At 43.5% G+C, this 15,883-nt stretch carries 12 protein-coding genes and 1 tRNA gene; all 13 read left to right on the top strand.

The features are described from left to right. Nucleotides 1-133 precede the first annotated feature (133 nt). A tRNA-Trp gene (locus CWB75_RS05775) sits at nucleotides 134-210 on the top strand. 131 nt (nucleotides 211-341) lie between these two features. Next, on the top strand, nucleotides 342-719 hold the full coding sequence (gene secE, locus CWB75_RS05770) for a preprotein translocase subunit SecE (RefSeq protein ID WP_054202752.1): 378 nt from the start codon (nucleotides 342-344) through the stop codon (nucleotides 717-719). 4 nt (nucleotides 720-723) lie between these two features. Then, nucleotides 724-1,281, top strand: a complete 558-nt coding sequence (nusG, locus tag CWB75_RS05765; RefSeq protein ID WP_008108460.1) for a transcription termination/antitermination protein NusG — start codon at nucleotides 724-726, stop codon at nucleotides 1,279-1,281. 216 nt (nucleotides 1,282-1,497) lie between these two features. Next, complete coding sequence (gene rplK / locus CWB75_RS05760) at nucleotides 1,498-1,926, top strand: 50S ribosomal protein L11 (protein WP_008108462.1); 429 nt, start codon at nucleotides 1,498-1,500, stop codon at nucleotides 1,924-1,926. A 4-nt stretch (nucleotides 1,927-1,930) separates the two neighbouring features. Continuing rightward, entirely contained in the window at nucleotides 1,931-2,635 is a 705-nt protein-coding gene (rplA, locus tag CWB75_RS05755; protein WP_008108463.1) for a 50S ribosomal protein L1, read from the top strand. A gap of 320 nt (nucleotides 2,636-2,955) precedes the next feature. After that, nucleotides 2,956-3,450: a 50S ribosomal protein L10 gene (gene rplJ, locus CWB75_RS05750; RefSeq protein WP_008108464.1), complete on the top strand. Its 495-nt coding sequence runs from the start codon at nucleotides 2,956-2,958 to the stop codon at nucleotides 3,448-3,450. A gap of 74 nt (nucleotides 3,451-3,524) precedes the next feature. Then, a complete protein-coding gene (rplL, locus tag CWB75_RS05745; protein WP_008108465.1) occupies nucleotides 3,525-3,887 on the top strand; it encodes a 50S ribosomal protein L7/L12 in 363 nt (120 codons plus the stop codon). 268 nt (nucleotides 3,888-4,155) lie between these two features. Continuing rightward, nucleotides 4,156-8,181 carry a DNA-directed RNA polymerase subunit beta gene (gene rpoB / locus CWB75_RS05740; protein ID WP_010392125.1) on the top strand — a complete coding sequence of 1,342 codons (4,026 nt, stop codon included), beginning with the start codon at nucleotides 4,156-4,158 and terminating at the stop codon, nucleotides 8,179-8,181. A gap of 104 nt (nucleotides 8,182-8,285) precedes the next feature. Next, complete coding sequence (rpoC, locus tag CWB75_RS05735; protein ID WP_054202751.1) at nucleotides 8,286-12,458, top strand: DNA-directed RNA polymerase subunit beta'; 4,173 nt, start codon at nucleotides 8,286-8,288, stop codon at nucleotides 12,456-12,458. Between the two features lie 194 nt (nucleotides 12,459-12,652). Continuing rightward, complete coding sequence (gene rpsL, locus CWB75_RS05730; protein WP_002958885.1) at nucleotides 12,653-13,027, top strand: 30S ribosomal protein S12; 375 nt, start codon at nucleotides 12,653-12,655, stop codon at nucleotides 13,025-13,027. 97 nt (nucleotides 13,028-13,124) lie between these two features. Next, nucleotides 13,125-13,595, top strand: a complete 471-nt coding sequence (gene rpsG, locus CWB75_RS05725; RefSeq protein ID WP_010392135.1) for a 30S ribosomal protein S7 — start codon at nucleotides 13,125-13,127, stop codon at nucleotides 13,593-13,595. Nucleotides 13,596-13,622: 27 nt separating this feature from the next. Next, nucleotides 13,623-15,737 (top strand): elongation factor G, encoded by a 2,115-nt coding sequence (fusA, locus tag CWB75_RS05720; protein ID WP_138570109.1) that lies wholly within the window; start codon nucleotides 13,623-13,625, stop codon nucleotides 15,735-15,737. Between the two features lie 62 nt (nucleotides 15,738-15,799). Beyond that, a partial coding sequence (locus CWB75_RS05715; protein ID WP_249362305.1) for a GTP-binding protein occupies nucleotides 15,800-15,883 on the top strand: 84 nt, incomplete at its 3' end.

The raw sequence follows: 15,883 nt of genomic DNA, 5'->3' as shown, positions 1-15,883 counted from the left end.
TGAAACAATCATAAACTGCTTTTTTAATAATGTTAAGTTTGATTTTTACAGCCGTCAGTGAGATTTTAAGTTATGGGTATCTTTTTACTCTTGTGTTAATGAATTGCGTAAGTATAATAGGCATCCACTTTGCAGGGGCGTAGTTCCAATTGGTAGAACAGCGGTCTCCAAAACCGACGGTTGGGAGTTCGAATCTCTCCGCCCCTGCCAATTTTTTACAAAGTGAGTAAAGTCTAGAACTAAAAATCGGTTTAAGTAAGCTTGTTTTTAAGTTTAGATTTTAATGGATTAACCCTGTCGACGTGCAGGGTTGTTGTGTCTGTAGTTAAGGTAATAATATTATGAGCACGAATATAGAAACACCATCGAGTGGGATGGAGTCAGTAAAGTGGTTAGTAGCAATTGCGCTACTTGCAGGCGCAGTCGTTGGTAACCATATGTTTGCAGATCAGTCTGTATTACTACGTGCTATTGGCGTTGTGGTTGCGATAGCTGCGGGTTTAGCTATTGCTTCGCAAACTTTCAAGGGACGTACATTCCTTGCTTTTGCAAAAGAAGCGCGTATCGAAGTACGCAAGGTAGTTTGGCCGACGCGTCAAGAAACAACGCACACGACATTAATTGTAATGGTTGCAACAGTGATTATGGCATTAATCCTTTGGGGATTAGATGGCATTTTATTCCGCGCTGTAGGCTTTTTAACTGGATTGGAGATCTGATCCCATGTCGGATGAGAATAACGAAAAGAAACTACGTTGGTACGTAGTACAGGCTTTCTCAGGTTATGAGAAGCGTGTTGCTCAAACATTATTAGAGCATATTAAAATCAAAGGTCTAGAAGATAGCTTTGGTGAAGTATTAGTTCCTACTGAAGAAGTCGTAGAGATGCGTGCTGGTCAAAAGCGTAAATCTGAGCGTAAATTCTTCCCAGGTTACGTACTAGTACAAATGGATATGAATGATGCAAGCTGGCACTTAGTAAATAGCACAGAACGTGTTATGGGCTTTATTGGTGGCACATCAGACCGTCCTGCGCCTATCAGCACAAAAGAAGCTGATCGTATTCTTAACCGTCTACAAGAGAACGCAGAAGCACCTAAACCAGCAACATTATTTGAACCGGGTGAAGTGGTTCGTGTTACTGATGGTCCATTTGCAGACTTTAGTGGTGTGGTTGAAGAAGTTGACTACGAAAAGAGCCGCGTTAAAGTGTCGGTACTTATTTTTGGTCGTTCTACGCCAGTTGAACTTGAATTTGGTCAAGTTGAACAAGATAAGTGATTGATTTAAAGCGTCGCGTTAAAAACTTTTAAATTTTTGGCACGAAGCTTGAAAAAGGCCGCTGATTAACTTATAATCAGCGGCCTTTTTGTATTCAGGGAAAACGTTTGTTTAACTGTTTGCAGAAAGTGAGAAACCAATTTTTAAACTGGGAAGCCGCTAGAGTACGCGTCCTCGCGCGCACAAGGCTAAGACCCACCTAATGAGGTATTTATAATGGCTAAGAAAGTTGAAGCTCTAATCAAGCTACAAGTTGCTGCTGGTATGGCTAACCCTAGTCCTCCAGTAGGTCCAGCACTAGGTCAACACGGTGTAAACATCATGGAATTCTGTAAAGCGTTCAACGCACGTACAGAATCTATCGAAAAAGGCGCTCCAGTTCCTGTAGTGATCTCTGTTTACGGCGACCGTTCATTTACGTTCGACATGAAAACGCCACCGGCTGCTTACTTACTTAAGAAAGCTGCAGGTATCAAATCTGGTTCAGGCCGTCCTAACACTGAAAAAGTAGGCACAGTAACTCGTGCTCAACTTGAAGAAATCGTTGAGACAAAGAAACCAGACCTTACAGCTTCTGATTTAGAAGCTGCGGTTCGCACTATCGCAGGTTCTGCGCGTGCGATGGGCTTGAACGTAGAGGACTAAGATAATGGCTAAATTAACTAAACGTATGCGTACTATCCGCGAAAAAGTGGAAGTAACTAAAGATTACGAAATTAACGAAGCAGTTGCTCTTTTAAAAGAACTAGCGACAGCTAAATTCGTAGAAAGTGTTGACGTTGCTGTTAACCTTGGTATCGATGCTCGTAAATCTGATCAAAACGTTCGTGGTGCTACTGTACTACCTAACGGTACTGGTCGTGACGTTCGTGTTGCTGTATTCACTCAAGGCGCTAATGCAGAAGCTGCAAAAGAAGCCGGTGCTGAATTAGTAGGCATGGAAGATCTTGCTGAACTAGTTAAGAAAGGCGAGATGAATTTTGACGTTGTTGTTGCATCACCAGACGCTATGCGTGTTGTTGGTCAACTAGGTCAAATCTTAGGCCCACGTGGTCTAATGCCAAACCCTAAAACTGGTACTGTAACACCTAACGTTGCAGAAGCAGTTAAAAATGCGAAAGCAGGTCAAGTGCGTTACCGCAATGACAAAAATGGTATCATCCATACTACTATTGGTAAGGTTGATTTCACTGCTGAGCAGTTACAACAAAACCTTGAAGCTCTAATTGTTGCGCTTAAGAAGGCTAAACCTTCTCAAGCTAAAGGTGTTTACTTGAAGAAAGTAACTATCTCTACAACAATGGGCGCAGGTGTTTCTGTTGACCAAGGCACTTTAAGCACAGTTGTTGCTTAATTGAGTGTTTACATGGCGTGAAATTTGTACTATAATTTTGCGCCATTTTGCTGATTAATTTAGTTAATCGCAAAGTAAAGAATTCGGGTTGAAGTCCATAATTTCGAAGCGCCTTCGGGCAACGCGATAAATTGGGCTTCCGTCCAAGACCGTAGGCGGCTTCGGCCTTAATATTACCTACGTAGACGGTGTGAATCCCCAGATAGATTTTTCCTAATCTTCTGGCTCTCGCCGTAAAAAGCATCTCCACCTTTATTGGTGGGGAAGAGTAAAACAGGGAAGCCGATGTACGGTAACCCATTAAACCAGGAGTAACACCCATGGCTTTAAATCTTCAAGGCAAAAAGGCAATTGTTGCTGAAGTCAACGAAGCAGCCACTGGTGCTCTATCTGCAGTAGTTGCAGATTCTCGTGGTGTAACAGTTGGTGCAATCACTGCCCTTCGTAAAGAAGCTCGCGAAGCGGGTGTTTGGATGAAAGTTGTCCGTAACACTCTAGCTAAACGTGCTCTTGAAGGAACAGACTTTGAATGCCTATCTGATTCATTTGTTGGTCCAAGCTTAATCGCTTTCTCATCAGAGCACCCAGGTGCTGCTGCGCGTATCTTTTCAGACTTCGCGAAAAAGAATGAGAAATTTGAGCTTAAAACGGCCGCTTTTGAAGGTAATGTAGTAGACGCAGCTATGCTTGCAACTCTACCTACATACGACGAAGCTGTTGCACGCTTAATGAGCGCTATGAAAGAAGCGTCTGCTGGTAAATTGTGTAAAACAATTGAAGCAGTACGTGTACAGAAAGAAGAGCAAGCTGCTTAATTTTAAGCTGTTTAATCCCTTTCGGTGTAAATTTATTTGGACCTTAGAGTCCGTTAATTATTAGGAAATTTGTAATGTCTGTAACTAAAGACCAAATCCTTGACGCAATTGCTGAAATGTCAGTAATGGACGTTGTTGCTCTAGTTGAAGCAATGGAAGAAAAATTCGGCGTAACTGCTGCAGCTGCTATGGTAGCAGGTCCTGCTGCTGAAGCTGCTGAAGAGAAAACAGAATTTGACGTAATCCTTACTGGCGCTGGCGCTAATAAAGTTGCGGCAATCAAAGCTGTACGTGGCGCAACTGGTCTTGGCTTAAAAGAAGCTAAAGCTCTAGTTGAAGCTGCTCCAACTCCAGTTAAAGAAGGTATCTCTAAGGAAGAAGCTGAAGCTCTTGCTAAAGACCTTACAGAAGCTGGTGCTGAAGTTGAGGTTAAGTAATCTAGCTTTTGCTAGGTTCGCTGCCTGAGAAATCAGGCAAGGGCTGGTGATTATTTAATCACCGGCCTTTTTGCGCTATAGAGCGACTATTCTTATAGCGCAAATAAAATCTGATTTATTCTTTAATTTCAACGCTTTATAGTTTGCTAGTGTTGAGGTGGGATTAAGTTGGAACAACAGTTAATGTTGTACATCTTGGCATAGATGCCAGTTAAGTCTGTTCTTACAAGAACAGGTCGGGTCAAAGATCAGCAAGCTGAGGAACCCCATGGCTTACTCTTATTCTGAAAAGAAACGTATCCGTAAGGATTTTGGTAAACGTCCACAAGTTTTGGATATACCTTTCTTACTGTCGACGCAGTTAGAATCGTTTAAAAAATTCTTAGTCCCGGACGCTGATGGCGATCATGGTTTGGAAGCTGCCTTCCGTTCTGTGTTCCCAATTAAAAGCTACTCGGGAAATTCTGAGCTTCAATACGTAAGTTATCGTATTGGTGAGCCAGTATTCGATGTAAAAGAATGTCAAATTCGCGGTGTGACTTATTCTGCTCCACTTCGCGTGAAACTGCGTCTTGTAGTAATGGACAAAGAAGCTCCAGGCACAGTTAAAGACATTAAAGAGCAAGAAGTTTACATGGGCGAAATTCCGCTCATGACCGATACCGGTACTTTTGTAATCAATGGTACAGAGCGTGTTATCGTTTCTCAGCTACACCGTAGCCCTGGTGTATTCTTTGATAACGACCGCGGTAAAACTCACTCGTCAGGTAAAGTGCTTTATAACGCACGTGTAATTCCTTACCGTGGTTCATGGTTAGACTTCGAATTTGATGCAAAAGATAACTTATATGTACGTATTGACCGTCGTCGTAAATTACCGGCGTCTATCATCCTACGTGCACTTGAGTACACGAGTGAAGAAATCCTAGATATCTTCTTCGATACTACTGCGTTTGAAATCGCTGACGGTAAAGTTCTTATGGAACTTGTGCCTTCACGTTTACGTGGTGAAACTGCCGCTTTTGATATCAAGAGCGAAGACGGTGAAGTCCTTGTTGAAAGCGGTCGTCGTGTTACGGCTCGCCACATCAAGAGCATCGAGAAAAAAGGCATTAAGCAATTAGAAGTACCACATGAGTACATCATTGGCCGTGTATTAGCGAAGAACTATGTTGATGAGTCAACAGGTGAAATCATTGCTACTGCAAATGACGAGCTAACGCTTGAAATGATGGCTGAATTGGTTAAAGCCGGTCACACGACCATTGATACACTATACATCAATGAAGTGGACAGCGGCGCTTACATGTCAAATACGTTGAATATTGACTCGTCAAGCAACCGTTTAGAAGCACTAGTAGAAATTTATCGCATGATGCGCCCAGGCGAGCCACCGACGAAAGACGCGGCTGAAGCCTTATTTGAGAACTTATTCTTCTCAGAAGAACGCTATGACTTATCAACAGTAGGTCGTATGAAGTTCAATAGCCGTGTAGGTTACGATTCAGACACAGGCCCTGGCACATTAAGCAAAGAAGACATCGTAGCGGTTATGAAAGTATTGATTGCTATTCGTAACGGTGTTGGCGATGTTGATGATATAGACCACTTAGGCAACCGTCGTATACGTAGTGTTGGCGAAATGGCTGAGAATCAATTCCGTGTAGGTTTAGTACGTGTAGAACGTGCTGTACGTGAGCGTTTAAGCTTAGGTGACCTTGATGCGGTAATGCCACAAGATCTTATTAACGCTAAGCCTATTTCGGCAGCGGTTAAAGAGTTCTTCGGCTCGTCTCAGTTATCACAGTTTATGGACCAAAATAACCCGCTATCAGAAGTAACGCACAAGCGTCGTATTTCTGCATTAGGTCCGGGCGGTCTAACTCGTGAACGCGCTGGCTTTGAAGTACGTGACGTTCACGTAACTCACTACGGTCGCGTATGTCCAATCGAGACTCCTGAGGGTCCAAACATCGGTCTAATTAACTCATTGTCTACGTATGCACGTACCAATGACTACGGTTTCTTAGAAACACCTTACCGCAAAGTGGTAGACGGTGTAGTAACTGATGAAGTTGATTACCTATCAGCCATTGAGGAAGGTCAGTTTGTTATCGCACAGGCGAACTCAAACTTAACTGAAACCAATGAGTTTGTAGATGAACTTATTCCATGTCGTCACAAAGGTGAATCAACCTTTATGGGTCGCATGGACCAGCAATATATGGATGTATCACCACAACAGGTGATCTCTGTAGCGGCAGCACTTATCCCGTTCCTAGAACACGATGATGCTAACCGTGCATTGATGGGTTCAAACATGCAACGTCAAGCAGTACCAACATTGAAAGCGGACAAACCGTTAGTAGGTACAGGTATTGAGTTAACACTAGCAAAAGATTCTGGTGTAACGATTGTTGCTAAACGTGGTGGTGAAGTAATGTATGCCGACGCAAGTCGCATCGTTGTTAATGTACATGAAGAAGAGCGCATCCCTGGTGAAGCGGGCATCGACATCTACAACTTAACCAAGTACACACGTTCTAACCAAAATACATGTATTAACCAAAAGCCGACTTGTATGGTTGGTGAACCGGTTACTCGTGGCGATGTGTTAGCAGATGGTCCTTCGACTGACTTAGGTGACTTAGCCCTTGGTCAAAACCTTCGCGTGGCATTCATGCCATGGAACGGTTACAACTTCGAGGATTCAATCTTACTATCAGAGCGCGTAGTTGAAGAAGATCGTCTAACGACTATCCACATTCAAGAACTACAGTGTATCGCCCGTGATACTAAATTAGGCTCAGAAGAGATCACAGCAGATATCCCGAACGTGGGTGAATCTGCACTAGGCAAGCTTGATGAATCAGGCGTTGTATATATTGGTGCTGAAGTTAAAGGCGGCGATATCCTAGTAGGTAAAGTGACTCCGAAAGGCGAAACGCAATTAACACCAGAAGAGAAGCTACTACGTGCTATCTTCGGTGAAAAAGCGTCTGACGTTAAAGACAGCTCTTTACGTGTACCTAACTCTGTAACTGGTACTGTAATCGACGTACAAGTTTTCACCCGTGATGGCGTTGAAAAAGATAAGCGTGCGTTAGAAGTTGAAGACATGCAGCTTCGCGAAGCGAAGAAAGACTTCAACGAAGAGTTCCGTATTCTAGAAGCTGGTGTTTTAGAGCGTGCTCGCAAGTTACTTGTGGCAGCTGGCTTCGATGAAGACAACTTAGCGTCACTGAATGCTGAAAAGTTACTAACTCAAAGCCTTGCTGAAGAAGACAAGCAAGCTGAACTTGAGCAACTAGCTGCACAGTACGATGAGCTTAAAGCTGAATACGATAAGAAGTTTGAAAACAAACGTCGTAAAATTACTCAAGGTGATGACTTAGCACCAGGTGTACTTAAAATAGTTAAAGTATACTTAGCTGTTAAACGTCGTATCCAACCGGGTGATAAAATGGCGGGTCGTCACGGTAACAAAGGTGTTATCTCGACTATCGTACCAGTAGAAGATATGCCATACGATGACAAAGGTCGTACGGTAGATATCGTACTAAATCCACTAGGTGTACCATCGCGAATGAACATCGGTCAGATCCTTGAAACACATATGGGTCTAGCTGCACGCGGTATTGGTGAGCGCTTAGAAGAAATGATGAAAGAGCAACGCGAGCTTCATGAGCTACGTGAATTCATCAAACAAGCTTATGAGATCGGTGAATCTCGTCAGGTTGTGGATATCGCTAGTTTCTCTGATGACGAAATTCGTCGTTTAGCTGAAAACTTGAAAGGTGGTTTACCGATTGCTACTCCTGCATTTGATGGCGCGAAAGAAGACGAAATCAAAGACATGCTAGAGCTAGGCGGCTACCCTAGAAGTGGTCAGGTTACACTTTATGATGGCCGTACTGGCGATCAGTTTGAACGTCAAGTAACTGTAGGTTACATGTACATGCTTAAACTTAACCACTTGGTTGATGATAAGATGCACGCGCGTTCTACTGGTTCTTACAGCCTTGTTACTCAGCAGCCGCTGGGTGGTAAAGCACAGTTCGGTGGCCAGCGTTTTGGTGAGATGGAAGTATGGGCACTTGAAGCTTACGGTGCTGCTTACACTCTACAAGAAATGCTAACAGTGAAATCGGATGACGTGAACGGTCGTACTAAGATGTATAAAAACATCGTTGATGGTAACCATAAAATGGAACCAGGTATGCCAGAATCGTTCAACGTATTGTTGAAAGAAATCCGCTCACTGGGTATCAACATCGAGTTGGAAGAAAATTAAGCCAATTAGATGCTGCAGTTAACGCTGCAGCATCTGTTATGGCTGAATAGAATGTAGGGACGAGAACATCCGTCCTCAAGATTAACTCCGACAGGAGAGCTAAGGTGAAAGACTTACTTAAGTTTCTGAAGCAACAAAATAAGACCGAAGAATTCGATGCAATTCGCATTGGTCTTGCTTCACCAGACATGGTTCGTTCATGGTCATACGGTGAAGTAAAGAAACCTGAGACTATTAACTACCGTACTTTCAAGCCTGAGCGCGATGGCTTATTCTGTGCCCGTATTTTCGGCCCAGTGAAAGATTATGAGTGTTTATGTGGTAAATATAAACGCCTTAAACACCGTGGTGTGATCTGTGAAAAGTGTGGCGTTGAAGTAACACTCACTAAAGTGCGTCGTGACCGTATGGGTCATATAGAACTGGCAAGTCCAGTTGCGCATATATGGTTTTTAAAATCATTACCGTCACGTATCGGCTTAATGCTTGATATGACGCTTCGTGATATTGAACGTGTTCTTTACTTCGAATCATTCGTAGTAACTGAGCCTGGTATGACAACGCTTGAGCGTGGTCAGCTATTAGGTGAAGAAGAATACCTAGATGCACTTGAAGAGCACGGCGATGAGTTTGAAGCGAAGATGGGTGCTGAAGCAGTATTAGACTTGCTTCGTGAACTCGATCTTGCTCAATTAATTGCAGAGATGCGTGAAGAGTTACCAACAATTAACTCTGAAACTAAGCGTAAAAAGATCACTAAACGTCTTAAGTTAATGGAATCGTTCCACCAATCAGGTAATAACCCTGAGTGGATGATCATGACAGTACTTCCAGTATTGCCACCTGACTTACGTCCATTAGTACCACTAGACGGTGGCCGCTTTGCGACATCTGATCTAAATGACCTTTACCGTCGTGTTATTAACCGTAATAACCGTCTTAAGCGTCTACTAGATTTAGCTGCACCAGATATTATCGTACGCAACGAAAAACGTATGTTACAAGAAGCGGTTGATGCGCTACTTGATAACGGTCGTCGTGGTCGTGCAATTACAGGTTCTAACAAACGTCCACTTAAATCGCTTGCTGATATGATCAAAGGTAAGCAAGGTCGTTTCCGTCAGAACTTACTTGGTAAGCGTGTAGATTACTCTGGCCGTTCTGTAATCACGGTTGGTCCTACACTTAAGCTTCATCAGTGTGGTCTTCCTAAGAAGATGGCATTAGAGCTTTTCAAACCATTCATCTATGGCAAATTAGAACGTCGCGGCATGGCTACGACAATCAAAGCAGCTAAAAAGATGGTTGAGCGTGAAGTAGCGGAAGTATGGGATGTACTAGACGAAGTAATTCGTGAACATCCAGTATTACTTAACCGTGCACCAACACTTCACCGTTTGGGTATCCAAGCGTTTGAACCTGTGCTTATCGAAGGTAAAGCGATTCATTTGCATCCATTAGTATGTGCGGCTTACAACGCCGACTTCGATGGTGACCAAATGGCGGTACACGTACCGCTAACAATTGAAGCGCAGCTAGAAGCTCGTGCGTTAATGATGTCTACAAACAACATCTTATCGCCTGCTAATGGTGAGCCAATCATCGTTCCTTCACAGGACGTTGTATTAGGTCTTTATTACATGACGCGTGACCGCATTAACGCCAAAGGCGAAGGCACCGTATTTAAAGATCCTAAAGAAGCAGAAAAAGCATACCGTAGTGGTAATGCCGACCTTCACGCAAAAGTGAAAGTACGTATTAGCCAATCAGTAGCTAATGAAGATGGTGTTGTAGAAGATACAATTACTATCATTGATACTACAGTGGGTCGTGCAATTCTGTCTCTTATTTTACCTAAAGGTATGCCGTTTGAGTCAATCAACCAAGCTCTAGGTAAAAAGCAAATTTCTAGCTTATTAAATGAGTGTTACCGTCGTCTTGGTTTAAAAGACACAGTTGTGTTTGCTGACCAAGTTATGTACACCGGTTTCCACTACGCAATGAAGTCAGGTGTTTCAATTGGTATCGATGACTTAGTTATCCCACCAGTTAAAGCATCAATCATTGAAGCAGCAGAAGCTGAAGTAACTGAAATCAACCAACAATTCCAATCAGGTCTTGTAACGGCTGGTGAAAAGTACAACAAAGTTATCGATATTTGGTCACGTGTAAATGAAAATCTATCACGTGAAATGATGGCTAACTTGTCAAAAGACACCGTAGTGAATGCGCAAGGTGAAGAAGAAGAGCAACCGTCATTTAACTCAGTGTTTATGATGGCCGACTCAGGTGCTCGTGGTAGTGCCGCTCAGATCCGTCAGCTAGCAGGTATGCGTGGTCTAATGGCACGTCCAGATGGTTCAATCATCGAGACGCCAATCACGGCTAACTTCCGTGAAGGTCTAAACGTACTTCAGTACTTCATCTCAACGCACGGTGCGCGTAAAGGTCTTGCCGATACAGCACTGAAAACAGCGAACTCGGGTTACCTAACGCGTCGTCTAGTAGACGTTGCACAAGATTTGGTAATCAATGAAGACGATTGTGGCACAGAAGATGGCTTAACAATGAAACCGCTTATTGAAGGTGGTGACGTTGTAGAAGCACTTCGCGAACGTGTACTAGGTCGTGTTGTTGCTGAGCCTGTTGTTATCCCTGGTACTAATACAGTACTTGTAGAACGTAACATCATGCTTGACGAAAAACTGTGTGACCTTTTAGAAGAGCACTCAGTTGATGAAGTTCGTGTACGTTCAGTTATCACCTGTGATAACGACTTTGGTGTTTGTGCTAAGTGTTATGGTCGTGACCTAGCACGTGGTCATATCATCAATGCGGGTGAATCAGTAGGTGTTATCGCGGCACAATCAATTGGTGAGCCGGGTACACAGCTTACGATGCGTACATTCCACATCGGTGGTGCGGCATCAAGAGCGTCTGCTGAAAATAATGTACAAGTTAAAACTAACGGTACATTAAAACTTCACAACGCTAAGTATGTATTAAATACAGACGGTAAGATTGTTATTACCTCTCGTTCTACAGAAATCACTATCATTGATAGCTATGGTCGTGAGAAAGAGCGTTATAAAGTACCTTACGGTGCGGTATTAACAGTGCAAGACAATGCAGAAGTTCAAGGTAACGACATTGTTGCTACTTGGGACCCGCATAGTCACCCAATCGTTCTTGAGCATAAATCAAAAGTATCGTTCAGCGATATCGATGATTCAAATACTGAAGCACAGACTGACGAACTAACGGGTTTAACTCGTGTAGTTGTTAAAGATCTTGCTAAAGCGAATGCGAAAGAGCCGAAACTTATCATTGAAAGTGATGAGCGTGGCTTGCAAGAAACGCGTCTTCCTTCATTCACTACGATTGAAGTAACAGACGGCGCGACTGCAAACCCAGGTGACGTATTAGCACGTATTCCGCAAGAAGGTTCGAAAACTCGTGATATCACGGGTGGTCTACCACGCGTAGCCGACTTATTTGAAGCGCGTAAGCCGAAAGATCCAGCTATCTTAGCTGAAATCACCGGTACGATTAGCTTCGGTAAAGAGACTAAAGGTAAGAAACGTTTAGTTATTACTCCAGCTGAAGGCGATCATTACGAAGAAATGATTCCTAAGTGGCGTCAACTTAACGTGTTTGAAGGTGAGCAAGTGTCTAAAGGTGAAGTTATCGCCGATGGTCCAGAGTCACCGCATGACATCTTACGCCTACGTGGTGTGACTCATGTTGCTAACTACATTGTTAACGAAGTGCAAGAGGTTTACCGTTTGCAGGGCGTTAAGATCAATGATAAGCACATTGAAACTATTATTCGTCAAATGCTACGTAAATGTATCATTCTAGACGGTGGTGATACTGAGTTCTTAGCCGGTGAGCAAATTGAAGTGGCACGCGTTAATATCGCAAACCGCGACCTTGAAGCTCAAGGTAAGATCCCAGCTAAGTTTGAAATCCAGTTAATGGGTATCACTAAAGCATCACTAGCGACAGAATCTTTCATCTCAGCAGCCTCGTTCCAGGAGACAACTCGTGTCCTAACAGAAGCCGCTGTAAATGGTAAGAGCGATGAGTTACGCGGTCTGAAAGAAAACGTAATTGTGGGTCGATTGATCCCAGCCGGTACCGGTTTTGCGTATCATCAAGATCGTATGGCTCGTCGTAAGCAAAAAGACGTTGTTGAAGAGCAAACGGTAAGTGCAGAAGAGGCGACTCAAGCACTGACTGATGCCTTAAACGCGGATTTATCTGGAAATCAATAAACCGAATCTAATCAATGGATTAGAGTTTAGCAAGGTAGTTATCTACTGCCTTGCGAGCGGTTTAGGTTGACAGGTCAATCTTTGCTCATTAAAATTCCGCCACCCATTTACTTGCACGTTTAATACATGCTCGTAAAACAAGGGCGGATTTTTTATTTTTTTCAGTAGTAATTTTAATTTCAGGAGCTATTTAAATGGCAACTATTAACCAGCTAGTGCGTAAGCCACGTCGTAGCAAGGTTACTAAAAGTAACTCAGCTGCGCTTAAAGCGTGTCCGCAAAAGCGTGGTGTATGTACTCGCGTATATACAACTACACCTAAGAAACCAAACTCGGCGTTACGTAAAGTAGCTCGTGTACGTTTAACTAACGGTTTCGAAGTAACTTCATACATCGGTGGTGAAGGTCATAACCTTCAAGAGCACAGTGTAATCCTAATCCGTGGTGGTCGTGTTAAAGATTTACCAGGTGTGCGTTTCCACACTGTACGTGGTGCACTTGACTGTGCAGGCGTAAGCGACCGTCGTCAAGCTCGTTCTAAATACGGTGCAAAACGCCCTAAAGGCTAATTGTATTCCGTTAGTAAGGCCAAGCACTAAATATTATTAATTATTGTTTTGGGTTATTGTTCCAAAAGGACAAACCTGAATAAACCGGAGATACAAAATGCCTAGAAGACGCGTAATAGGTCAACGTAAAATTCTTCCAGATCCTAAGTTCGGATCGGAACTTCTTGCAAAATTCGTTAACATCGTAATGTTAGACGGCAAGAAATCTACTGCTGAAAAAATCGTTTATGGTGCGCTAGACGTGGCTGCTGAGAAATCAGGCAAGTCGCACCTAGAAATCTTTGAAACTGCACTTGATAACATCCGTCCACAGGTAGAGGTTAAATCTCGCCGTGTTGGTGGTTCAACTTATCAAGTACCAGTTGAAGTACGTCCAGTACGTCGCAACGCATTAGGTATGCGTTGGTTAGTAGACGCTGCACGTAAGCGTGGCGAAAAATCTATGGGCTTACGTTTAGCTCAAGAAATCGTTGACGCTGCTGATAACAAAGGCACTGCGGTTAAGAAACGTGAAGACGTTCACCGTATGGCTGAAGCGAATAAAGCATTCGCTCATTACCGTTGGTAATCTGTCCTTAACCTTTAAGAGGATTTTATGGCACGTACAACTCCACTTGAGCGTTACCGCAATATCGGTATTTGTGCTCACGTAGATGCAGGCAAAACCACCACAACAGAACGTGTTCTGTTCTACACAGGTCTTTCTCATAAGATCGGTGAAGTGCATGATGGCGCTGCAACTATGGATTGGATGGAGCAGGAACAAGAGCGTGGTATCACAATCACTTCTGCTGCAACAACGTGTTTCTGGAAAGGGATGGACGCTCAATTTGACGACCATCGCATCAATATTATTGATACCCCAGGGCACGTAGATTTCACTATCGAAGTAGAGCGTTCTTTACGTGTACTAGATGGTGCGGTAGTTGTTCTTTGTGCTTCATCGGGTGTACAGCCGCAAACTGAGACAGTTTGGCGTCAAGCGAACAAGTACGAAGTTCCGAGAATGATCTTCGTAAATAAAATGGATCGCACGGGCGCTGACTTCTTAACGGTTGTAAGCCAGGTGAAATCTCGTCTTGGAGCAACGCCTGTTCCAGTCCAGCTGCCTATTGGCGCTGAAGACGACTTTAAAGGTGTTATTGACCTTATTAAAATGAAAGCCATTAACTGGAATGATAAAGACCAGGGTATGACTTTCTCTTATGAGGCAATACCGGCAGAACTTCAGGAACTAGCCGAAGAATGGCGCTCTCACTTAGTTGAAAGCGCTGCTGAAGCTACTGAAGAACTAATGGATAAATACTTAGAAGGTGAAGAGTTAAGCGAAGCAGAAATTAAAAATGCTTTGCGTCAACGCACATTAGCGAACGAAATTGTTCCCATGACGTGTGGTAGTGCATTTAAAAACAAAGGTGTTCAAGCTGTGCTTGATTGCGTTGTTGAATATATGCCATCACCAACACAAGTGAAACAAATCCAAGGTATCTTAGAAAATGGTACTGAGGAAGAGCGTCCTGCTGATGATAAAGCGCCGTTTGCTGCTCTTGCATTCAAGATTGCAACAGACCCGTTTGTTGGCACTTTAACCTTTTTCCGTGTTTACTCTGGTACTGTTAAACAGGGTGACGCGGTATATAACCCAGTAAAAAGTAAGCGTGAGCGTCTTGGTCGTATCGTTCAGATGCATTCAAACTCACGTGAAGAGATCAAAGAAGTCTACGCAGGCGACATCGCGGCGGCTATTGGTCTCAAAGACGTAACAACAGGTGAAACACTGTGTGATCCGAACTCTATTATTACGCTTGAGCGTATGGAGTTCCCAGAACCAGTTATCTCTGTTGCGGTTGAGCCTCGCACAATCGCTGACCAGGATAAAATGGGTATCGCGCTAGGAAAACTAGCTGCAGAAGATCCATCTTTCCGCGTACAAACTGACGAAGAATCAGGCCAGACTATTATCTCTGGCATGGGTGAACTTCACCTTGATATCATTGTCGACCGTATGAAACGTGAATTCAGTGTTGAATGTAACGTTGGTAAGCCGCAGGTTGCATACCGAGAAGCTATTCGTTCAACTGTTGAAGTTGAAGGAAAGTTTGTACGTCAATCAGGTGGTCGTGGTCAATATGGTCACGTCTGGCTTAAACTTGAACCGATGGATATTTCGGATGATGAAGCCCCAATCTACGAGTTCGTAAACGAAACCGTAGGTGGCTCAGTGCCGAAAGAATACATCCCTGCGGTAGACAAAGGTATCCAAGAGCAAATGGCTCAAGGTGTACTGGCAGGCTACCCATTACTTGGTGTTAAAGCGACTTTATATGATGGTTCATTCCATGATGTGGATTCGAATGAAATGGCATTTAAAATAGCAGGTTCACTGGCTATGAGGCAAGGTGCGCTAGATGCAAACCCTGCACTTTTAGAACCAGTAATGAAGGTTGAAGTACTCACTCCTGAAGCAAACATGGGTGATGTAGTTGGCGACCTAAACCGTCGTCGCGGCATGATCGAAGGCATGGAAGATGCACTTGGTGGCCTTAAGCAAATTAATGCTGTGGTACCACTATCTGAAATGTTCGGTTATGCGACTGCTTTACGATCTGCAACACAGGGCCGTGCCTCATACTCTATGGAGTTTTTGAAGTACGCTGAAGCCTCTAAGCAGGTTGCAGATACAATAATTTCAGCTCGCGCTGTTATATGATTTTAGCTTGTCTGGCTCAATACTGAGTCAGGCTTTAATTTCTTTATTAGGAATTTTTTAAGATGGCAAAAGAAAAGTTTGAACGCGTAAAACCGCACGTAAACGTTGGTACAATCGGCCACGTTGACCACGGTAAAACTACCCTT

Origin of the sequence: Pseudoalteromonas sp. S1608, assembly GCF_005887265.1 — a bacterium.
Lineage (GTDB): Bacteria > Pseudomonadota > Gammaproteobacteria > Enterobacterales > Alteromonadaceae > Pseudoalteromonas > Pseudoalteromonas undina.
This window is presented reverse-complemented; position numbering and strand designations above follow the sequence as displayed.